Origin of the sequence: Pseudomonas sp. 14P_8.1_Bac3 (assembly GCF_025466085.1) — a bacterium.
In the GTDB taxonomy this organism is placed as follows: domain Bacteria; phylum Pseudomonadota; class Gammaproteobacteria; order Pseudomonadales; family Pseudomonadaceae; genus Aquipseudomonas.
This window is the reverse complement of sequence record NZ_JANLOD010000033.1, coordinates 149109-168962: the sequence shown is the minus strand read 5'-3', so window position 1 is coordinate 168962 and position 19854 is coordinate 149109. Positions and strand designations below refer to the sequence as shown.

Below are 19854 nucleotides of genomic sequence, written 5' to 3'. Positions count from 1 at the left end.
GCCCCCCCCCCCCCCCCCCCCCCCCCCCCCGCTCCCACAAGGACGGCGGTGGCTTTGTGGGAGATTGTTGGGTTCAGGCCTGACGGCGTTGACGCGCGAGGGTCATGGCGGTGTCTTCGATCATGTCCTCCTGGCCGCCGACCATGCCGCGGCGGCCCATTTCCACGAGGATTTCCCGGGCCGACACACCGTATTTTTTCTCGGCACGCTTGGCGAACAGCAGGAACGAGCCATAGACCCCGGCATACCCCATGGTCAGGGCATCACGGTCGCTGCGGATCGGGAAGTCCATGATCGGCACCACCAAATCTTCAGCCACGTCCTGGATCCCGAAAACGCTGACACCGGTGTCAATGCCCATCCGGTCGCAAACCGCCACCAGCACTTCCATCGGCGTGTTGCCGGCACCGGCACCCAGGCCCGCGCAGGCGGCATCGATTCGCTGGGCTCCAGCGGCAATCGCGGCGATGGAGTTGGACACGCCCATCGACAGATTGTGATGACCGTGAAAACCGATCTCCGTCTCCGGCTTGAGGGCGGCGCGCATCGCTGCGACACGGGCGCTGACATCATGGGGCAACAGGTAGCCTGCCGAGTCGGTCAGGTAGATGCAGTTGGCACCGTAGCTCTCCATCAGCAAGCCTTGCTTGACCAGGCCTTCGGGGCTGTTCATATGGGCCATCATCAGGAAGCCGACGGTGTCCATGCCCAGGCTGCGAGCGTAGGAAATGTGCTGCTCGCTGACATCCGCCTCGGTGCAATGGGTGGCGACGCGAATGGTATTGACCCCCAGTTCATGGGCCATTTTCAAATGATCGACCGTACCGATGCCCGGCAGCAGCAACGCCGAGACCTTGGCCTTTTTCATCAGCGGGATCACCGCCGACAGGTACGCTTCATCGGTATGGGCCGGGAAGCCGTAATTCACCGAGCTGCCGCCCAGGCCATCGCCGTGGGTGACTTCGATCAGGGGCACGCCGGCCGCGTCGAGGCCGCAGGCGATGTCCTTCATCTGTTGCAGGCTGATCTGATGTCGCTTGGGGTGCATGCCGTCGCGCAGGCACATGTCGTGAACGGTGATGCTTTTGCCGCGAAGATCCATGGTCGACTCCTTATGCGTGAGCGGTTTGCGCGGTAGCGGTCAGCACGAGTTCGCCCTTGAGGATTTCCTCGGCGAACATCTCAGCGGTGCGCGCTGCCGCAGCAGTCATGATGTCGAGGTTGCCGGCGTACTTGGGCAGGTAATCGCCCAGGCCTTCGACCTCCATGAAGATCGACACGCGATGGCCATCGAACACCGGACCGTTGACCAATTTGTAGCCGGGCACGTAGCGCTGCACTTGCAGGATCATGGCCTCGATGGCAGCGGTGATCGCCGGCTGGTCGGGTTCGCTGGCGGTCAGGCAATGGACGGTGTCGCGCATGATCAGCGGGGGTTCGGCGGGGTTGATGATGATGATCGCCTTGCCTTTTTTCGCGCCGCCCACCTTCTCCACTGCGCTGGAGGTGGTGCGGGTGAACTCGTCGATGTTTTTTCGGGTGCCGGGGCCGACGGACTTGGACGCGGCGGTGGCGATGATTTCCGCGTACTCCACCGGCTGCACGCTGGACACCGCCGCTACCAGCGGAATCGTTGCCTGGCCGCCACAGGTGACCATATTGACGTTCATCACGCCCAGGCCCAGCTGCGCCTTGAGGTTGACCGGCGGCACGCAATACGGGCCGATGGCCGCCGGCGTCAGGTCGATCATCAGCACCCCGAGGGCGTTGAGCTTGCGCGAGTTCTGCGCGTGCACGTAGGCCGATGTCGCGTCGAAGGCAATCTGGATCTGATCGTCCAGGACATGAGGCAGCAGACCGTCGACACCTTCGGCGGTGGTTTTCAGGCCCAGCTCTCGCGCCCGTGCCAGACCTTCGGAAGTGGCGTCGATACCCACCATCCATACCGGTTCGAGGACCTCGCTGCGCATCAGTTTGTACAGCAGGTCGGTGCCGATGTTGCCCGGCCCGATCACTGCGCACTTGATCTTGTTGCTCATGGTTTTTAGCTCCGGAGGAGGAAAGGAGAATCAGGCGACGAAGTGCAGGCTGGCTTCGCCAAGCCCGCTCATGGACAGGCTGATGCGATCGCCGGGGCCCACCGGGACCAGCGGCGCCAGTGCGCCCGAAAGGATGATTTCGCCGCGACGAAACGGTATGCCCAGCTCGCCCAGGGTATTGGCCAGCCAGGCCACCGCGGTACAGGGGTGGCCTTGCACGGCCGAGCCCAGGCCAGAGCCGGCCGGTTGGCCGTTTTTCAGCATGTGCATCTGCACGGCAGCGAGATCCAGTGAACGTGGGTCAATGCGTTGATCACCCAGGACGAATACCCCGCAGGAAGCGTTGTCGGCCACGGTGTCCTGAATACGAATCTGCCAGTCGTCGATCCGCGAATCGACGATCTCGAAGCACGGCGCAACCGATTGGCTGGCCGCCAGCACGTCTTCGGCGCTGATGCCCGGGCCTTGCAAGTCTTCACCGAGGATAAAAGCGATTTCGCCCTCGGCCCGTGGCTGGATCAGGTTGTAGCGGGCGAAGCTGACGGCGCTGCCATCCTCGACCTGCATGGCGTTGGTGAGGAAGCCAAAATCCGGTTGGTGGACGTCGAGCATTTCCTGCACGACGCGGCTGGTGACTCCGATTTTCTTGCCGATCACCTGCTCGCCGAGGGCTTCGCGGCGTTGCAGGAATTGCAGGGAAATCCGGTAGGCCTGCTCGAGGGTGATCTGCGGATATCGGCGGGTCAACGGTGCCAGGGTCTGGCGAGTGCGCAGGGCATTGAACAGCTCTTCACCGAGCGCGTTGATCAGATGAGCATCCATGGCGAGGGCTCCAGAGGGTGGGAAGAAAAAAAGCCCGCCCCACCGTGATCAGGGACGGGCCCAAAGGAGGGGTCAGCCGGGCCAGACCGACGAATCGGCACCACCGTCGACATCGATGATCTTGCCGGTGACCCAGGCCGAAGCGGGGCTGGCCAGGTACAGCGCGGCGGCGGCGATGTCTTGTGGGGTGCCCAGGCATTTGAGCGGTGTGTTGGCCTCCATGGCCTGGCGCATGGCGCTGGGCATCACGCCGTTCAGCGCTTCGGTCAGGGTAGGGCCGGGCGCGACGGCATTGACCCGGATCTGCGGCGCGAAGTCCTGGGCCAGCAGGCGGGTCAGATGACTGAGGGCAGCCTTGGCCGTGCCGTAGGCGCTGAAGTGGCGCTGGGCATAGCGCGCCGCCACTGAGCTGATGTTGAGGATGTTGCCGCCACCGGCTTCGCGCATCAGCGGCACGCACAACTGGCAGAAGGCGTAGCTGGTGGCGACATTGAAATTCAGCACCTGGGCGAACTGTTCGGGTGACAGGGCCAGTGGATCGTTGGGCCCGCCGCCGCCGACGTTGTTCACCAGGTGGGTGAGACGGCCCATCTGTTCGACGCTTTGGCGCACCAGTGCCTGGCGTTGCTCGGCCTCGTTGACGTCGCACGCTATTGCCAGGGCGCGCCGGCCCAGCCCGCGCACCTCTTCGGCCACCGCCTGGACCTCGTCCAGCGAGCGCGCCGAACACACCACATCGGCGCCGGCCTCGGCGTACGCCAGGGCAATCGCCCGTCCAATCCCCCGGCCGCTGCCGGTGACGATGGCGACGCTGCCATGCATCTGGAAACGCTGCAAAATACTCATGGCCCTTGCTCCGTGGGGTCGATAGTTGATGGGTTCACTATCGCCGCCACGGCCGCCGCCAGCATCGTCTCAATGGACTATCAGGCAGGGCACATAACCTGTGGGAGCGAGCCTGCTCGCGAAGAGGCCGGCAGAACGGAGTCCGCCCCTAGTCCGCTTTGACGATGAAGGATTGTCCGCTCGATCCGATGATCGATCACAACTGGCGCAGTGGCGCAGTGAGATCGGGAGAATTGAGTGATGCACTTCATGCGAGAAAAGACCCAGGACGAATGTGATCTGCTGGAGCGCGCACGGCGCCTGGTGCCGGTACTCAAGTCCCGCACGGCACAGGCCGACAAGGACTTGAAGGTGCCGGTGGAGAGCGTGATCGAATTGCAGTCCGCCGGCTTGCTGCGCGCCTTGCAGCCACGGGCGTTTGGTGGCTACGAAGTGGACCCGCGGACCTTCTTCGAAATCCAGGCGATCCTCGCCGAGGGCTGCATGTCCACGGCCTGGATCTACGGTGTGATGGGGGTTCACCCCTGGCAGCTGGCACGCTATCCGATCGAGGCGCAGCGCGAAGTCTGGGCCGAGGACCACAACGCGCTGATCTGCTCCACCTATATGCCCGCCGCCAAGGTGACCGTGGTCGAGGGCGGTTATCGCATCAGCGGGCGCTGGGGGTTTTCCAGTGGCAGCGAGCACTGCCAGTGGGCGTTTCTGGGCGGAATCCTGCCGCCGGATGGTGAACTGACCGCCGAGCACGGGACCTTTCTCCTGCCGCGCGAGGACTATCAGATCGAGCGCAACTGGGACGTGATGGGCCTGCGCGGAACCGGTAGCCATGACATCGTGGTCGAGGATGTCTTCGTCCCGGCCCATCGTGTGCAACGCACCAACAACTGGACGCTTGAAGCAACGCCGGGTCGCCTGGTCAACACCAATCCGATCTACGCGATCCCGTTCGCCCAGGTGTTCTCCCGCGCCGTGTCGACCTCGGCCATCGGCGCCCTGCAGGGCGCGATCAACGAGTACCGTGAAAACGCCGCCAAGCATATCGGCAAACACGGCGCACGCACGGCGGAAGACCCGGTGGCACAAACCGCCGTTGCCGAAGCGATGATCACCGTCGATGCCCTGCGCCTGGTGCTGGAACGCAACTACGAGCACCTGATGAGCTTGGCGCAAGCCGGCGAATACCCGGACACCGAAACCCGCCTGTTGTACCGCTACCAGTCGGCCTACGTGACCAACGTCTGCGCCGAGCGAGTCAACGACTTGCTGCGCAGCATGGCCGCCTCGGGCCTGTACAACACCAACCCGGTGGCGCGCCTGTTCCGCGACCTGCACCAGGCGCGCGGGCACATCGCCAACAACTACATGGCATACGGCCGCAGCTACGGCGCGGTGCTGATGGGCCTGCCCAACCCCGATCCCTACGTCTGAGGCCGCGACGTTCGTTCCGACACCCCCTGTCCGGGATACGCGGCCAGGGGGTCATGAGTACCTGACCTATGAACAACTATCTTGCCCTGCGCGTGGCGCGAGTCATCGAGGAAACGGCGGATGCCCGTTCCCTGGTGTTCGACGTGCCGGACCATCTGGCTGAACGCTTTCGCTACCAGCCCGGCCAGTTCCTGACGTTGCGAGTGCCCTTCGAGGACGGCTGGCTGCCCCGTTGTTATTCATTGTCCAGCACGCCGTTGCTGGGCGAACCGCTGAGAGTGACGGTCAAGCGCGTGCACCAGGGGCGCGCCTCGAACTGGCTGTGCAGCGAGCTGCAGGCTGGCCAGATGCTGGAAGTGCTGGCACCGGCCGGGGTGTTCGTGCCGCGCAGTCTCGACGGTGACTTGCTGCTGTTCGGCGGGGGCAGTGGCGTGACCCCGGTGCTGTCGATCCTGCGTTCGGCGCTGCTGGCCGGAACGGGGCGGGTGCTGCTGATCTACGCCAACCGCGATGAGGCGTCGGTGATTTTCAAGGACGAGCTCAAGGCTCTGGCCAGCGCTCATCCGCAACGCCTGCAGATCGTCCACTGGCTCGATTCGGTGCAGGGCATTCCGAGCGTCGGACAACTGACTGAACTGGCCCGGCCGTTTATCGATGCCCAGGCCTTCATTTGTGGCCCCGGCCCGTTCATGGACGCGGCGGTCAGCGCGCTCAAAGCGTTGGGCATGCCGGACCGGCGGGTGCATGTCGAGCGTTTCGTCTCGCTGCCCGGCGAAGGCGAACTGCCGCTGGTGGCCAGCAGCGAGGCGGCGGTGGCCGCGCAACTGGCGGTGCGCCTGGACGGTGAAGATCACCAGTTGCCCTGCGACAGCGGTGAAACCGTACTGGCCGCCATGGAACGTGCCGGTCTCAAACCGCCCAGCGCCTGCCGTGTGGGGGGTTGCGCCTCGTGCATGTGCACGCTGGAAAGCGGCGACGTCGAGATGCTGCACAACGATGCGCTGGATGCGGGCGAGCTGGCTGAAGGCTGGATCCTCGCCTGTCAGTCGGTGCCCACCAGCGCGCAACTGCGTATCCGCTTTCCCGAATGATGCACCGAATCACGCCGACCGCGAGCCTACGATGAATCAGAGCCTGAACCTTGCCGCGCCCCTGAGCGCAGCCCCCACCACCCTGGCCCAATTGGTCTTCAGCTGCGCCGAACGTTTTGCCGGGCTTACCGCCATCGAGGAACACGGCCAGTGCCTCGATTATGCCCAGTTGCCCGAGCGCGTCCTGGGCTTTACCCGGGGCCTGATGGCCCTGGGCATACAGGCCGGTGACCGGGTGGGTCTCTGGGCACCGAACGGCGCTGAATGGATTCTCGCGGCACTGGGCATTCAATGCGCCGGTGCGGTGCTGGTGCCGATCAACACGCGGATGAAAGGCCTTGAGGCCGCCGATGTGCTGGAGCGCAGCGGATGTCGGTTGCTGTTCGTCCAGCAACGCTTTCTCGATGTCGACTATCCGGCGCTGCTCGCGCCCCATCGGCCGGCCAGTCTTGCGCATATCGTGACGTTCGACGGGGACATGCCCGGACGCTCCTCGGACCTGACGCTTGCACAGTTCCTGCTCGGCGCGGCGAGCATTGATGTTGACCACGCCAGGGACCGCGCGTTGGCCATCAGGCCCGAAGCGATGTGCGACCTGCTGTTCACCTCCGGCACCACCGGCAAACCCAAAGGCGTGATGAGCGGCCACGGGCAGAACCTTCGTGCATTCACCGAGTACGTGAGGATCATCGGCCTGGTGCCGGGTGACCGCTATTTGATCGTCAACCCGTTCTTCCATGCCTTTGGCTACAAGGCCGGCTGGCTGACGTGCCTGATCGGCGGGGCGACCATCCTGCCGCATGCCGTGTTTGACGCCGAGCAGGTGTTCCAGCGCATCGCCCGTGAGCGCATCAGCGTACTGCCCGGCGCGCCAACCCTGTACCTCTCGCTGCTGGCTCATCCCCAGCTCAAGCAGGCCGACCTGTCGAGCCTGCGTATCGCGGTGACCGGTTCCGCCAGCATCCCGCCGAGCCTGATCGAGCGCATGCGCACCGAGTTGGGTTTTGCCGTGGTGACCACCGCCTACGGCCTGACCGAGTGTGGTGGCCTGGCGACGATCTGCGATCCGGGTGATTCGGCGCAGGTGATCGCCGGCACCAGCGGACGGCCGATCGCCGGCACCGAAGTGAGCATCCGTGACCCGCACAACCAGGCACTGGCCTCGGGGCAAACCGGTGAGATCTGCCTGCGCGGCTTCCACATCATGCAGGGCTATTTTCAGGATCCCGAGGCGACTGGCGAAGCCATCGACGCCGATGGCTGGCTGCATACCGGCGATGTCGGACGCCTGGACGAAGCCGGCAACCTGATCATCACCGACCGCCTGAAGGACATGTTCATCGTCGGCGGTTTCAACTGCTACCCGGCGGAAATCGAAGCGGCGCTGATCAGGCACCCGGCCATTGCCCAGGTGGCCGTGATTGGCATCGCCGATGAGCGCATGGGCGAAGTCGGATGTGCCTGCGTGGTGCTGCGCGAAGGTGCAGCACTCGACGAGGCGCAATTGATCGCCTGGAGCCGTGAGCAGATGGCCAACTACAAAGTGCCGCGCCAGGTGCGCTTCTTCAGTGCCTTGCCACTCAACCCGTCGAGCAAGGTGGCGAAGAACGACCTGCGTGCGTGGGTGGCCGACCGCGCTCGGGGCTGAGCGGCACACCGTTCACCAAACGGACGATGTGGGTGACTGCGGATTTTTTCATGCTGGGACACAAACCAAAACAACAACAAAAGGAGAGGAGCATGGTTACGCGAAACACGGTTGCACGTTATCCGGGGAAGCAGATCAGTGGACGGTGCCTGCTGGCCACGGCCATTACCGTCGCGAGTGCCACGGCCGGTGCGGCGCCGACGATCCAGCTGGGGGAAAACACCACCCTGGATTCGTCGCTAACGGTCAATTACACCGCGTCCATGCGTACCGCCAAACAGGCCAGTCAATACCTGAACGATCCGAACAACGACGACGGCACGCGCAACTTCAAGCGCGGTTCGTTGATCAACAATCGCTTGAGCCTGTTCGGCGAGTTGCAGCTCAAACACGACAACCTCGGTGCGGTGCTGCGCGGCAGCGACTTCTATGACGACGTCTACAACCAGCGCAATGCCAACGATTCGCCGGACACCGTGAACAAGCTCGGGCACAACGACGGCTTCAGCGACAAAACCCGCCAACTGAGCGGCAGCACCGCGCGCCTGCTCGATGCCTATGTGTACGGCAACTTCGATGTGGGCGAGACCCAATACCTGTCGATCAAGGCCGGGCGGCATCTGGTGGCCTGGGGCGAGAGTCTGTTCTGGCCCAACATCAGCCAGGGTCAGGCCCCGGTGGATTCCACCAAGTTCAACGTCCCCGGTACAGAGGCGAAGGACTCCTACCTGCCAGTGGGCCAGGTGTCCGGTTCGTGGTCGCTCAATGATCGATTGGCGCTGGTTGGCTACTACCAATACGAGTGGGAAAAGACCCAGCTCAACCCGGTGGGCGATTATTTCGGCAGTGACACCTTTGGTCCCGGCGCCGAATTCTTTCGCCTGGGCAGCGGCGTGATCGACAGCCTGCCCAACGGTGGCGCCGTCAGCTACGCCGGTGAGAAAGAGGCCAGCGACAGCGGTCAATGGGGCGTGGGGGTGCGCTATCGGATCACCGAGAACACCGAGGTCGGGCTGTTCCATTACCGCTACAACGAGCGTGTCGGCTCGTTGTTCTTCGACTTCACCGGCAACACCCAGTATTCCTCGCTCAAGAGCATCGGCCACAAAGGCAATGCGATGACCTATCGCATGGGCTACTTCGAGGACGTCGAGCTGACCGGCGTCAGTTTCAGCTCCAAGGTCGGCGACTCGGTGCAATACGCCGGCGACCTGAGCTACCGCGACGGCGCTTCGGTGTACTTGAACAATGGCGCACCCACCACCGGGCAAATCTGGCAAGGCAACCTCAACGCTTCGTACATCCTGGGCCCCAGCTTCCTGGCGCAACAGACCACCTTCATGGGCGAAGTTGTGCATCAACACATTGCCGGGGTGGACAGCTTGACTGTTACCGGCGGCGGGCCGGGCGTGGACGGCACCTTCGACGAATTCGAGTCGAAAACCCAGACCCGCGGCTCGACCTTGCTGGGGCTGGGGGCCTACATGGACTACCCGTCCATCGCCAACGGCCTGGACCTGAGCACCAAGGTGGTGTGGACGCAGAACGTCGATGGCAGCGCCTATCAAGGATTGGGCCGTGACGAGAAACGCCTGACCGTGGGGGGCGATTTCAAGTACCTGGGCAACTTCCAGATCGGCATGACCTATGTCGCCTACCTGAGTTCGCCGGATGTCGCCCAGGGACGCTTGCTGGCTGACCGCGATTACCTGTCGCTAAACGCCAAGTACACCTTCTGAAGATCAGGGCTGCGTCACGATCCGGCGACGCAGCCTTCATTTGTAGCCTGATAACAATAAAGCGAGGCCTGTCATGATCCTTCGTCCGACCCCATCACCGTTCAGCCCCATCGCGATCGGCCCACTGACCCTGAAAAACCGGTTTATCAAAGCCGCCACCAACGAGGGCATGAGCGCCGGGGGCGTGCCTTCCAAACAACTGGTCAAGCTGCATTCGGCCCTGGCCGCAGGCGGGATTGCCCTGACCACCGTGGCGTACTGCGCGGTGAGCAGCGATGGCCGTACCTTGCCCAATCAATTGACCCTCACGCCCTCCAGCGTGCCACATTTCAAGGCCCTGACTGACGAGGTGCACCAGGCGGGTGGCCTGGCCAGCGCGCAAATTACCCACGGCGGCTGTTTTACCTTCATTCGTGAACGCTCGACCAAGCGCCCGTTGTCGGCCAGCGGCGGCTTCAACAAGATCGGCTTGATGAGCGGCATGTTCCTCAAGCAAGCGATGAACGAAGCCGACATGCAGCAAGTGGTGCGCGACTTTGCACAAGGCGCACGACTGGCACGCCAGGCGGGTTTCGATGCGGTGGAAATCCACATGGGCCACGGTTACCTGCTCAGCCAGTTCATTTCGCCGATGTACAACAAGCGCCGCGACCAGTACGGCGGCAGCCTTGAAAACCGCCTGCGCTTTCCGCGCCGGGTGCTGCGCGCGGTGCTGGATACGGTCGGCCATGAGATGGCAGTGATCTGCAAATACAGCGTCACCGAAGGCGTGCGCGCCGGTAACAGCGCCGAAGACGGCGCCAGGATTGCACGCATGCTGGAGGAGGAGGGCGCGCATCTGCTGGTGCTCAGCGCCGGGATGAACGCGGAATCGATCACCACCATGTTTGGTTCTTCCTTCCCCAAGGAAAACCGCGTGCAGCAGAAAAACAAGTTGATTGCCTTCGCGATGGCCATTCAGCGCCGCAAAGAGCCTACCGTTGAGTTTCGTGAGCTGTATTTGCTGGAACATGCGCGCAAGGTGCGAGCGGCGGTGAACATGCCGTTGGCTTACCTGGGCGGCGCCAAAAGCCTGGCCAGTATCGAGCAGATCATGGCCGAGGGCTTTGATCTGGTTGCCATGGGCCGGGTGTTGCTGGCCGAACAGGACTACGTCAACAAGCTCGCCAGTGGCGCCAGTCGCGACTCGATCTGCACCGCCTGCAACCGTTGTGTAGCGATGATGTACACCCCCGGTGGAACCTCGTGCGTGCTGGGCCAGCCTGGCGACGCCGTGTTGAACAGCCAGAAAGCGGCAAGTCGCTAACCCCGGTCTTTCTGCAGGAGCGAGCTTGCTCGCGAAGGTCGTGAACGATAACGCGTGTTTGCCGGATGAACGCGTCGTTCGTGAGTCCTTCGCGAGCAAGCTCGCTCCTGCAAGGGGGGCCGTTTTTGCGATCAACCGTTCTGCAGAAAGTCGATGCAGGTGCGGTTGAACAGCTCGCGATGTTCCACCTGGACCCAATGCCCACAGCGGTTGAGCACGATGAAACGGGCATTCGGCGCACCATCGATAATGCGCTGCGCGCCGCTGACCGGATTGAAGTGATCGTTGTTGCCCCAGAAACCGAGGATCGGGCACTGGATCTCGCCAAGACGCGCCTCCATGTTCGGCACCATCATCGTGCTGAACAGGTTCTTAGGCTGAGTCACGGCCACCGCGACGCGTTCCTGCAACAGACTCTCCGGCAGGATCGAATCATCGAACAACTGCAAGCGCATCATGCTGCGCATTTCGTTCATGCCGATAGGGCCGGCGCTGAACAGGCTGACCATGCGCACGATGCCTTCCATCTTGAAGTAGGTTTCCCGTTCTTCGACACCGCCCGGTGCCAGCAGAATCAGGCTTTGGGGCAGTTGCGGCAGGCGCAGGGCCAGGCCCAGGGCGATCGCGCCGCCCAGCGAGTTACCCAGCAGGGTGCAGCGCCGCAAACCGACGGCTTCGAGGAACGCCGCCACACTGTCGACGAAGAAATCCAGGTTGTACTGGATATCTTCCGGTTTGTCCGAGCGGCCGAAACCGGGAAGGTCGAGCACGATGTTGCGATAGCCCGCGGCGACCAGTTGCGGGTAATTGCCCTTGAAATTGCTGAAGCCGCTGGCGCCCGGCCCGCTGCCGTGCAACCACAGCACCACGGGGCCGGCGCCCTCATCCAGATAATGCAGACGCAGGCCGTTGGGCAAGGTCGCGTAATGGCCCACGGGCAGGGGCAGGTCTACGGGTTGGTTCATGGGGTTCTCCAGTGTCTGCGGATGCGTGAAGCACAGCCGCGCCAGGCCCAGCGGCACGTTGAAGGGGAGTGCTCAGCCCGGCGCGGTGCGCACCCTGCAGATGCTGGGCCTGCGCCGCGATGACGGCATCGTCCGTTCAGACCACGCGCCGCTAGTCCCATCGGACGATGTGGCCCAAGGCACAGGCCGCTAATCATTCAGGGGACGGTTCCCTGCAAGGGCAGCGAGCTGCAGCGTATTTGCACATTAGGAGAACGCTATGAAGTTACTCGATAAAGTGGCCTTTGTGACCGGTGCCGCGCAGGGCATGGGCCAGGCCATCGTGCGCGGTTTTGTCGCCGAAGGCGCCAAGGTGGTCGCTGTCGACCTGAACCAGGCCACCCTCGCCGAAACCCTGGCAGACCTGGGTGACTCGGTGCTGGCCCTGGCCTGCAATGTCGGCGACGGCGCTTCCGTGGCCGATGCCATGGGCCAGGCCGAACAGCACTTCGGCGGCCTCGACATCCTGGTCAACAACGCTGGCGTGGGCGCGCTGGACAGCTTCCTCGAAACCCCAGACGAGAGCTGGGCGCGGGTGATCGGCGTCAACTTGGGTGGCACCTTCCTCTGCTGCCGCGAGGGCGCCAGGTTGATGATCAAGGGCGGCCGCCAGGGCGCGATCATCAACCTCTCCAGCACCGCCGCGCTGACCGGCGATGGCCCGAGCCACTACTGCGCCTCGAAAGCCGGCGTGATGGGCCTGACGCGTTCGATCGCCCGTGAACTGGCGGCCAGCGGCATACGCGTGAATACCCTGGTCCCCGGGCCGACCAACACGCCGATGATGGCCGGCATCCCTGACGAATACATGCAAGCGCTGCTGAAGAACGTGCCCCTGGGGCGTATGTGCGAGACCGACGAGATCGCCAAAGTGGCGGTGTTCCTGGCCAGCGAAGATGCCAGTTTCATGACCGGGCAAAACATCGCCGTCAACGGCGGCATGGCCTTTATCTGATCAGGGAGTCACCCATGAGCAAACGTCTACAAGGGAAAATCGCCTTCGTCACTGGCGCCGGTTCCGGCATTGGTGAGGCCACCGCCCTCCGCTTCGCGGAAGAGGGCGCGACCGTGGTGCTGTGCGGGCGCCGCATCGAACCACTGCAAGGCGTGCAGGAGAAAATTCGCGCCCTGGGCGGGCAGGCTGACATCGCCGTCGCCGATGTCAGCGATGAGCAGGCTTATGTCGACGCACTGCACGCCACCGCGCAACGTCACGGACGCCTGGATATTCTGGTCAATAACGCGATGGCCTATACCTGGGGCGGCATCGATGCGATGAGCACCGCGGACTGGCACGCCAACTTCGCCACCACCGTGGACGGCACCTTCTGGGGCACCCGCACCGCGATGCAGTTGATGAAGGCGCAGGGCGGTGGTTCGATCGTCAACATCGCGTCCATCTGCGGCCTGTTCGGCACCGCGTGGATGGCCGGTTACTCGGCGGCCAAGGCCGCGGTCATCAACTTCAGCCGGGCGGCGGCCAGCGAAGGCGCACCGCACAACATCCGCTGCAACGTGATCATCCCGGGCGTGGTCGACACTCCGGCGACGGCCGGCATGCTGGGCGACGCCAAGACCCGCACCAATACCGAAAAAGTGATCCCGATGAAACGGGTCGGCCTGCCGGTGGAGCTGGCCAATGCCATCCTGTTCCTGGCCAGCGACGAAGCGTCGTATGTCACCGGTGCCAGCCTGGCAGTGGATGGCGGGCGTGGCTCGGACCTGTACACGGTGCTCGATTGATGAGCCAGGACACGCACGCATTACTGGCCCGCATCGACCGGCTGGAATCGCTGGACGCGATCCGCCAGCTGGCCGGCAAATACGCCCTGGCACTGGACATGCGCGACATGGATGCCATGGCCAACTGCTTCGCCCCAGACGTGCGCGTGGGGCGCGAAAAGAGCGGTCGCGCGCACCTCAAGGCGTGGCTCGACGAAACCATGCGCAAGCAGTTTCACGGCACGTCACATCACCTGGGTCAACACATCATCGAGTTCAGCGATGCCGACCACGCCACCGGCGTGGTCTATTCGAAGAACGAGCATGAGACGGGCCCGGAGTGGGTGATCATGCAGATGCTGTATTGGGACGACTACGAGCGAATCGACGGACGCTGGTGCTTCCGCCGCCGCCTGCCGTGCTACTGGTACGCGACCGACCTGAACAAACCACCGATTGGCGGGCTGAAAATGCGCTGGCCGGGGCGCGAACCGTACGCGGGCACGTTCCACGAGCTGTTTCCATCCTGGGATGCGTTCTGGGCACAACGCCCGGACAAGGACGCGCTACCCCAAATCGCCGAACCGGCGCCGCTGGAGGGCTTCCTCGAATCCCTGCGCCGCGGATCGCAGGCCCCGAAAATCCGCGTACGCTGAAGACTGAGGCGGCCGACGCAGGATGGCCGCCTCAGGTGCAGCGCATCCCGAGTCGGGATTCCAGATTGGCGAGCAACCCGGAATCCCGAGCTCACCAGAGATCCCTGTGGGAGCTGGCCTGCCAGCGATGGGGCCGGCACATCCAGCATCTTCATTGCCTGACCCACCGCCATCGTCAGCAAGCTGGCTCCTACAGTGGATTGGCGTCGAGCCTGAAATCTGCGGCCACTGCCATCCCCTGTGGGAGCTGGCCTGCCAGCGATGGGGCCGTCAGATTCAGCATTAATGTTGGCTGACCCACCGCCATCGCCAGCAAGCTGGCTCCTTCAGTGGATGGGGGGTGGAGCATTCAAACCGCCCGCGGCTCTCGCGGCATGCCCAGCGCCCGCTCGGCAATGACGTTGCGTTGAATCTCGTTGCTGCCGCCGTAGAGGGTGTCGGCGCGGGTGAACAGGAACAGCGACTGCAGGCGGCTGAGTTGATAGGGCGCGGCGTCGAGGATTTCTCCTGCATCGCCCAGCACATCCATGGCCAGTTTGCCCAGGTCGCGATGCCAGTTGGACCAGGCCAGTTTGTAGATCATGGCCTCGCGGCCGAGGTTGCCATCTTGCGGACCCGAGAGCATGCGCAAGGAGTTGTAGCGCAACACCTTGAGGCCGGCCCACGCCTGGGCGATGCGCTGGCGCAGCAGCGGGTCGCGTGCGGCACCATTGGCGCGGGCAATGCGAATGATGTCGTCGAGTTCGTTGTGGAACTGCATCTGCTGCCCCAGCGTGGACACCCCGCGTTCGAAACCCAACAGGGCCATGGCGATTTTCCAGCCATCGCCGGGCTGGCCGATCAGGTTGTCGGCGCGTGTGATCGCCTGGTCGAAGAACACCTCATTGAACTCACTGGTGCCGGTCAATTGCTGGATCGGGTGCACGCGAATGGCAGGCTGGGCCATCGGCACCAGCAGGAACGACAAGCCCTGATGGCCCTGACTGCCGGGTTCGGTGCGCGCCAGCACGAAACACCAATCGGCTTCATGGGCCAGCGAAGTCCAGACCTTCTGTCCGCTGATCAGCCAGTGCTCGCCCGAGGCATCCAGCCGTGCCCGGGTCTGCACGTTGGCCAGGTCCGAGCCGGCCCCCGGTTCCGAGTAACCCTGGCACCAGAACTCACTGCCGCTGAGAATGCCGGGCAACAGGCGTTGTTGTTGGGCCGGGGTGCCGAAGGCGGCGAGTGTGGGACCGACCAGGCCTTCGCCGATGTGGCCCATGCGTCCGGGACCACCGGCGCGCGCGTATTCCTCATGAAAGATTACCTGCTGACTGATAGACAGGCCGCGTCCGCCCTGTTCCCTGGCCCAGCCCACGCCAATCCAGGCGCCTGCCGCCAACTCGCGCTCCCAGGCCTTACGCTCCTGCGTAAAGCTGTGTTCGTCGCCCGGGCCGCCACGAAAGCGCAGGGGCGCGAAGTCCCCGCTCAGGTGCTCGGCCATCCACTGGGCGACTTCTTCGCGAAAGGCTTCATCTGCACGACTGAATCCGATTTTCATGCTTGCTCTCCCAGTAAATGCGCGGCCAGTCGCTCGCGGTGCAGCGCCGGGCTGCCGAACAGCTGCTCGCCGGCGCGAGCACGCTTGAAGTACAGGTGCGGATCGTATTCCCACGTGAAGCCCACTCCGCCATGCAGCTGGATCGACTCGGCGGCACAGTGGAAAAACGCTTCGCTGGCATGGATTTTCGCGGTGGCGGCGGCCTGCTCGAGCTCGATGGCCACGGCGGCATCGCCTTGCGGGTCGAGGCGTTCCTGGGCCACGCAAGCGGCGTAGTAGGCAGCTGACCTGGCGCATTCGACTTGCAGCATCATGTCGGCGCAGCGGTGCTTTATCGCCTGGAAACTGGCAATGGTGCGTTTGAATTGCCGGCGTTCGGCGATGTACGCCAGGGTCAGGTCCAACGTCTGTTGCGCGCCGCCTGTCTGTTCGGCGGCGAGCCCGATGGCGGCGATCAGCAGCGTGTCGCGCAGCACGGCCCAGCCTTGCTCGGGGCCGCACAGTTGGTGCGCCGCGCTGACCCGCACTTGACGCAGCTCGATGCGCGCCAGGCGCCGGGTCTGGTCGAGGGTGGCCAGGGCCGTGCGGGTCACCCCCGGCGTATCGCCTGGCAAGGCGAACAGGCTGATGCCCTGTTCGTCGCGGGTTCCGGGGGCGCGGGCGGCGACGATCAAAAGGTCGGCCGAGGCGCCGTCAATCACCTGCGCGTACTGACCCTCCAGGATCCAGCCCTCGGGGTCCGGTTCGGCCACGGTTTCCACACGGCAAGCTTCCAGTCCCGCAGTGCTGGCGAACGCCAGGGTGGCGCGGGTTTCACCGGCGGCAATCGCCCCCAGCCACTGCGTCTGCACGGCTTCGTTGTGCCCCAGCAACAGCGCCGGGCTCGCCAGGCACGCAGTGGCGAACAGCGGCGAACCCAGTAGAAAGCGACCACTTTGTTCGAGCAGGATAGCCAGTTCGACAAACCCCAAACCCATGCCGCCAAAACGTTCGGGCACCATCAGCGCCGGCCAGTACAGTTCCTGGCCGATCTGTCGCCAGACCTCGGGATCATGCGCATCCGCGCGACTCATGGCGGCGCGTACCGCAGGCGAATCGCTGGCCTGGGCAAGGAAGCGCTCGGCACTGTCGCGGATCATCAGGTGTTCTTCGGTAAAAGCGAACTCCATGGGGCTGTCTCTGCAAAGCGGATGGATGCGCCAGTCTGCGGCGTTGGGGGCGGGGTCGAATCACTAAAACGGACTAGAACACCCTGCGCCCACCCCATCACCGACCGACTCCCCCAGGCGCCAGGCTTGCCCGCGAATAAGAGGCGCATGCGGTGCTTAGTCTCAACGGACGATGAAGCGGCGGGCGGCGCTTTGCACAATGTTCGCCACGAAGCCATTCAGCCAACGAGGACCAAGGCATGATCGACATTCGCGGTTTGAGCTATTTCGTCTCGCAGATCGAAAACCTCAGCCAGTGGCAGCGTTACGCCGAAGACGTGCTGGGCATGCAAGTGCATCCTGCGCCGGGTGGTGGTTTGTACGTGAAGATGGACGAGCGTCCCTTTCGCATGCTGATTGTCGAAGGCAGCGAGGCGCGTTACCTGGCCTCCGGTTGGGAGTTGAGCAACGAGTTGGCGTTCAAGGCCGCACTCAAGCACCTGACCGATGCCTGCATCGAATGGCAACCGGGCTCCGCTGCCGAGATCGAGCAGCGCGGCGTGCAGGCGCTGGTCAAGGTCATCGACCCGTCGGGCAACTGCCATGAACTGAGCTGGGGACATCGCTCCGATTGCCAGCCGTTCGTCTCCCCTCAAGGCGTGCCGCGTTTTATCACGGGCGACATGGGCCTGGGCCACACGGTGCTGCCGGCACCGAATTTCGACGCGACGCTGGCCTTCGCCAAGGACGTACTGGGCTTTGAACTGTCGGACATTTTCAACTTCCGCCACGACCCTTCCGCGCCGCCGATCCGCATTCACTTCCTGCATTGCCAGAACGCCCGCCACCACAGTTTGGCGCTGGCCGAATACCCGGTGCCGTCAGGTTGCGTGCACGTGATGGTCGAGGTTGATTCGATGACCGAAGTCGGTCGTGCCCACGACCGTCTGCGCGCCCATGAAGTGCGCCTCTCGGCCACCCTCGGCCAGCACCTGAACGACCGCATGACCAGCTTCTACATGAAGACACCGTCGGGCTTCGATCTGGAGTACGGCTTTGGCGGATTGCAAGTCGACTGGGCCGAACATTCGGCGTTCGAGTTCACCCGCGTGAGTATTTGGGGGCACGACTTTTCGGTCGGCCAACAGTAAGGAATTGTCATGATGAACAAACAACTGACAGCGGCCGATGCGGTCGCTCAATTGCGCGATGGCATGACCATCGGTTTCGGTGGTTGGGGCCCACGGCGCAAGCCGATGGCGATCGTGCGCGAGATCCTGCGCTCGGAGGTCAAGGACCTGACAGTGGTCGCCTACGGCGGCCCGGAAGTGGGCATGTTGTGTGCCGCCGGCAAGGTCAGGAAACTGGTGTTCGGCTTTGCCACCCTCGACGCCATTCCACTGGAGCCTTACTACCGCAAGGCCCGTGAGGCCGGCGAGCTGGAGTTGCTGGAGCTGGACGAAGGCATGTTCCAGTGGGGCCTGCGCGCCGCCGGCATGCGCCTGCCGTTCCTGCCTACCCGTTGCGGCCTGGCCACCGACGTCACGCGCTTGAATCCGGACCTGAAGACTGTTCAGTCGCCTTACGCCGACGGCGAGGTGCTGTTGGCGATGCCGGCACTCAACCTCGACGTCGCGTTCCTGCATGTCAACGTTGCCGATCGCCTGGGCAACTGCCTGGTGACCGGGCCTGACCCGTATTTCGATCACCTGTTCGCCCGCGCCGCCCAGCAGTGTTTTGTCTCGTGCGAACGCCTTGAAGAGCGTCTTGAACTGAGCGCCGATCAGGCTCGCTTCAACACGTTCGAACGTTACCTGGTGAGCGGCGTGGTGCACGCGCCCCTCGGCGCCCACCCGACGACCTGCGCGCCCGACTATGGCTGGGACATGAAGCACCTCAAGGCTTATGTCGCCAGCAGTCAGGCGGAAAACGGCTGGCAGGACTATGTGCAGACCTACATCGCCGGTGGCGAGCAGGCCTATCAGGCACAGAACGGCGGTGCCGATTCCATGGGCGCCTTGCCCCTTCCCGTGTTCTGAGGATTAGCGACTATGTCTGCAACCTGTGATTTCACCCTCGCTGAACTGATGATCGTCGCCGCCAGCGAAGCCTGGCGCGGCAATGGTGAGGTGATTGCCTCCGGCCTGGGCGTGATCCCGCGCCTGGGCGCGAGCCTGGCCAAACTGACCCATAGCCCGCAATTGCTGATGACCGACAGCGAGGCATTCCTGGTCGAGGAACCGATTCCCCTGGGCCCGCGCGGTGACTACGTGCCGCGTTACTCGGGCTATATGTCCTTCGAACGGGTCTTCGAATGCGTGTGGGGCGGGCGTCGTCACGCGATGATCGGGCCGACCCAGATCGACCGCTGGGGCCAGACCAACCTGTCCTGCGTCGGCGACTATCAAAAGCCCAAGACCGCGATCCTCGGTGTGCGCGGCCTGCCGGGCAACAGCATCAACCACCTCAACTCGTTCTTTGTGCCCAGCCATAACACCCGGGTGTTCGTCAGCGGCGAAGTGGACATGGTCTCCGGTGTCGGCTTCAAGGCCGAGCGCTGGCCTGAAGGCGCGCGCCGCGACTTGATGGACATCCATTGCGTGGTCAGCGACCTGTGCGTGCTCGATTTCAATGGTCCGGAACGGGCGGTGCAAGTGCGCTCGCTGCACCCCGGCGTGAGCTTCGAGCAGGTCCAGGACAACACCGGCTTCCCGTTGCTCAAGTCCGCACAGCTGCACGAAACGGCACACCCCACCGGTGAGCAGTTGGCGCTGATCCGCCGGCTCGATCCACACGATTACCGCGCCACGGCGATCAAGGGCAACCCGCCCGGTATCCGTACGGCCTGAGGCAAGGACAGCGAGC

18 protein-coding genes are annotated in these 19854 nt (G+C 63.8%); 11 read left to right on the top strand and 7 right to left on the bottom strand.

The features are described from left to right. Positions 1 to 73: 73 nt before the first annotated feature. The 4 genes from dmpG to NTD84_RS11140 form a co-directional block, all read right to left on the bottom strand. Positions 74 to 1102: a 4-hydroxy-2-oxovalerate aldolase gene (dmpG, locus tag NTD84_RS11155; RefSeq protein WP_262165193.1), complete on the bottom strand. Its 1029-nt coding sequence runs from the start codon at positions 1100 to 1102 to the stop codon at positions 74 to 76. A 10-nt stretch (positions 1103 to 1112) separates the two neighbouring features. Then, positions 1113 to 2039: an acetaldehyde dehydrogenase (acetylating) gene (locus tag NTD84_RS11150; protein WP_262165191.1), complete on the bottom strand. Its 927-nt coding sequence runs from the start codon at positions 2037 to 2039 to the stop codon at positions 1113 to 1115. Positions 2040 to 2069: 30 nt separating this feature from the next. Next, complete coding sequence (locus NTD84_RS11145; protein WP_262165188.1) at positions 2070 to 2861, bottom strand: fumarylacetoacetate hydrolase family protein; 792 nt, start codon at positions 2859 to 2861, stop codon at positions 2070 to 2072. Positions 2862 to 2933: 72 nt separating this feature from the next. Beyond that, on the bottom strand, positions 2934 to 3707 hold the full coding sequence (locus tag NTD84_RS11140) for a glucose 1-dehydrogenase (RefSeq protein ID WP_262165186.1): 774 nt from the start codon (positions 3705 to 3707) through the stop codon (positions 2934 to 2936). Between the two features lie 240 nt (positions 3708 to 3947). Between NTD84_RS11140 and NTD84_RS11135 the strand changes: the two genes are divergently transcribed. The 5 genes from NTD84_RS11135 (at position 3948) to NTD84_RS11115 (ending at position 10919) form a co-directional block, all read left to right on the top strand. Beyond that, positions 3948 to 5135, top strand: coding sequence for an acyl-CoA dehydrogenase family protein (locus NTD84_RS11135; RefSeq protein WP_262165184.1), 1188 nt, complete (start codon positions 3948 to 3950; stop codon positions 5133 to 5135). Between the two features lie 68 nt (positions 5136 to 5203). After that, a complete protein-coding gene (locus NTD84_RS11130) occupies positions 5204 to 6226 on the top strand; it encodes a ferredoxin--NADP reductase (RefSeq protein WP_262165182.1) in 1023 nt (340 codons plus the stop codon). A 31-nt stretch (positions 6227 to 6257) separates the two neighbouring features. Continuing rightward, positions 6258 to 7874 (top strand): FadD3 family acyl-CoA ligase, encoded by a 1617-nt coding sequence (locus NTD84_RS11125; protein WP_262165180.1) that lies wholly within the window; start codon positions 6258 to 6260, stop codon positions 7872 to 7874. 92 nt (positions 7875 to 7966) lie between these two features. After that, positions 7967 to 9613: a DUF1302 domain-containing protein gene (locus NTD84_RS11120; protein ID WP_262165178.1), complete on the top strand. Its 1647-nt coding sequence runs from the start codon at positions 7967 to 7969 to the stop codon at positions 9611 to 9613. A gap of 73 nt (positions 9614 to 9686) precedes the next feature. Further along, positions 9687 to 10919 (top strand): NADH:flavin oxidoreductase, encoded by a 1233-nt coding sequence (locus tag NTD84_RS11115; protein WP_262165176.1) that lies wholly within the window; start codon positions 9687 to 9689, stop codon positions 10917 to 10919. Between the two features lie 131 nt (positions 10920 to 11050). Here NTD84_RS11115 and NTD84_RS11110 read toward each other — a convergent pair whose 3' ends face one another. Beyond that, positions 11051 to 11884: an alpha/beta fold hydrolase gene (locus NTD84_RS11110; protein ID WP_262165174.1), complete on the bottom strand. Its 834-nt coding sequence runs from the start codon at positions 11882 to 11884 to the stop codon at positions 11051 to 11053. A gap of 259 nt (positions 11885 to 12143) precedes the next feature. Here NTD84_RS11110 and NTD84_RS11105 point away from each other — a divergent pair, with 259 nt between their 5' ends. Genes NTD84_RS11105 through NTD84_RS11095 form a run of 3 tightly spaced genes read left to right on the top strand, consistent with a single transcriptional unit; the run spans position 12144 to position 14301 of the window. Next, the gene (locus NTD84_RS11105; RefSeq protein ID WP_262165172.1) at positions 12144 to 12878 is read left to right on the top strand and encodes an SDR family NAD(P)-dependent oxidoreductase; all 735 of its coding nucleotides are present in this window, start codon (positions 12144 to 12146) and stop codon (positions 12876 to 12878) included. A gap of 14 nt (positions 12879 to 12892) precedes the next feature. Beyond that, positions 12893 to 13666 carry an SDR family NAD(P)-dependent oxidoreductase gene (locus NTD84_RS11100; RefSeq protein WP_262165170.1) on the top strand — a complete coding sequence of 258 codons (774 nt, stop codon included), beginning with the start codon at positions 12893 to 12895 and terminating at the stop codon, positions 13664 to 13666. After that, the gene (locus NTD84_RS11095) at positions 13666 to 14301 is read left to right on the top strand and encodes a nuclear transport factor 2 family protein (protein ID WP_262165169.1); all 636 of its coding nucleotides are present in this window, start codon (positions 13666 to 13668) and stop codon (positions 14299 to 14301) included. The genes NTD84_RS11100 and NTD84_RS11095 overlap by 1 nt, the downstream gene beginning before the upstream one ends. Positions 14302 to 14650: 349 nt before the next feature. Here NTD84_RS11095 and NTD84_RS11090 read toward each other — a convergent pair whose 3' ends face one another. Together NTD84_RS11090 and NTD84_RS11085 are read right to left on the bottom strand one after the other, a co-directional pair. Further along, the gene (locus NTD84_RS11090) at positions 14651 to 15841 is read right to left on the bottom strand and encodes an acyl-CoA dehydrogenase family protein (protein ID WP_262165167.1); all 1191 of its coding nucleotides are present in this window, start codon (positions 15839 to 15841) and stop codon (positions 14651 to 14653) included. Continuing rightward, positions 15838 to 17010 carry an acyl-CoA dehydrogenase family protein gene (locus NTD84_RS11085; RefSeq protein ID WP_262165164.1) on the bottom strand — a complete coding sequence of 391 codons (1173 nt, stop codon included), beginning with the start codon at positions 17008 to 17010 and terminating at the stop codon, positions 15838 to 15840. Before NTD84_RS11085 ends, NTD84_RS11090 begins: the two co-directional genes overlap by 4 nt. Positions 17011 to 17249: 239 nt before the next feature. Between NTD84_RS11085 and NTD84_RS11080 the strand changes: the two genes are divergently transcribed. Genes NTD84_RS11080 through NTD84_RS11070 form a run of 3 tightly spaced genes read left to right on the top strand, consistent with a single transcriptional unit; the run spans position 17250 to position 19838 of the window. Beyond that, the gene (locus tag NTD84_RS11080) at positions 17250 to 18140 is read left to right on the top strand and encodes a VOC family protein (RefSeq protein WP_262165162.1); all 891 of its coding nucleotides are present in this window, start codon (positions 17250 to 17252) and stop codon (positions 18138 to 18140) included. A 12-nt stretch (positions 18141 to 18152) separates the two neighbouring features. Beyond that, positions 18153 to 19028, top strand: coding sequence for a CoA transferase subunit A (locus NTD84_RS11075; RefSeq protein ID WP_262165203.1), 876 nt, complete (start codon positions 18153 to 18155; stop codon positions 19026 to 19028). A gap of 12 nt (positions 19029 to 19040) precedes the next feature. Then, positions 19041 to 19838, top strand: a complete 798-nt coding sequence (locus NTD84_RS11070; protein WP_262165161.1) for a CoA-transferase subunit beta — start codon at positions 19041 to 19043, stop codon at positions 19836 to 19838. Positions 19839 to 19854 lie beyond the last annotated feature (16 nt).

What these genes read in the sequence shown, in the direction of transcription:
- dmpG (WP_262165193.1), bottom strand. Translation starts at nt 1,102, where the DNA reads ATGGATCTTCGCGGCAAAAGCATCACCGTTCACGACATGTGCCTGCGC.
- NTD84_RS11150 (WP_262165191.1), bottom strand. Translation starts at nt 2,039, where the DNA reads ATGAGCAACAAGATCAAGTGCGCAGTGATCGGGCCGGGCAACATCGGC.
- NTD84_RS11145 (WP_262165188.1), bottom strand. Translation starts at nt 2,861, where the DNA reads ATGGATGCTCATCTGATCAACGCGCTCGGTGAAGAGCTGTTCAATGCC.
- NTD84_RS11140 (WP_262165186.1), bottom strand. Translation starts at nt 3,707, where the DNA reads ATGAGTATTTTGCAGCGTTTCCAGATGCATGGCAGCGTCGCCATCGTC.
- NTD84_RS11135 (WP_262165184.1), top strand. Translation starts at nt 3,948, where the DNA reads ATGCACTTCATGCGAGAAAAGACCCAGGACGAATGTGATCTGCTGGAG.
- NTD84_RS11130 (WP_262165182.1), top strand. Translation starts at nt 5,204, where the DNA reads ATGAACAACTATCTTGCCCTGCGCGTGGCGCGAGTCATCGAGGAAACG.
- NTD84_RS11125 (WP_262165180.1), top strand. Translation starts at nt 6,258, where the DNA reads ATGAATCAGAGCCTGAACCTTGCCGCGCCCCTGAGCGCAGCCCCCACC.
- NTD84_RS11120 (WP_262165178.1), top strand. Translation starts at nt 7,967, where the DNA reads ATGGTTACGCGAAACACGGTTGCACGTTATCCGGGGAAGCAGATCAGT.
- NTD84_RS11115 (WP_262165176.1), top strand. Translation starts at nt 9,687, where the DNA reads ATGATCCTTCGTCCGACCCCATCACCGTTCAGCCCCATCGCGATCGGC.
- NTD84_RS11110 (WP_262165174.1), bottom strand. Translation starts at nt 11,884, where the DNA reads ATGAACCAACCCGTAGACCTGCCCCTGCCCGTGGGCCATTACGCGACC.
- NTD84_RS11105 (WP_262165172.1), top strand. Translation starts at nt 12,144, where the DNA reads ATGAAGTTACTCGATAAAGTGGCCTTTGTGACCGGTGCCGCGCAGGGC.
- NTD84_RS11100 (WP_262165170.1), top strand. Translation starts at nt 12,893, where the DNA reads ATGAGCAAACGTCTACAAGGGAAAATCGCCTTCGTCACTGGCGCCGGT.
- NTD84_RS11095 (WP_262165169.1), top strand. Translation starts at nt 13,666, where the DNA reads ATGAGCCAGGACACGCACGCATTACTGGCCCGCATCGACCGGCTGGAA.
- NTD84_RS11090 (WP_262165167.1), bottom strand. Translation starts at nt 15,841, where the DNA reads ATGAAAATCGGATTCAGTCGTGCAGATGAAGCCTTTCGCGAAGAAGTC.
- NTD84_RS11085 (WP_262165164.1), bottom strand. Translation starts at nt 17,010, where the DNA reads ATGGAGTTCGCTTTTACCGAAGAACACCTGATGATCCGCGACAGTGCC.
- NTD84_RS11080 (WP_262165162.1), top strand. Translation starts at nt 17,250, where the DNA reads ATGATCGACATTCGCGGTTTGAGCTATTTCGTCTCGCAGATCGAAAAC.
- NTD84_RS11075 (WP_262165203.1), top strand. Translation starts at nt 18,153, where the DNA reads ATGAACAAACAACTGACAGCGGCCGATGCGGTCGCTCAATTGCGCGAT.
- NTD84_RS11070 (WP_262165161.1), top strand. Translation starts at nt 19,041, where the DNA reads ATGTCTGCAACCTGTGATTTCACCCTCGCTGAACTGATGATCGTCGCC.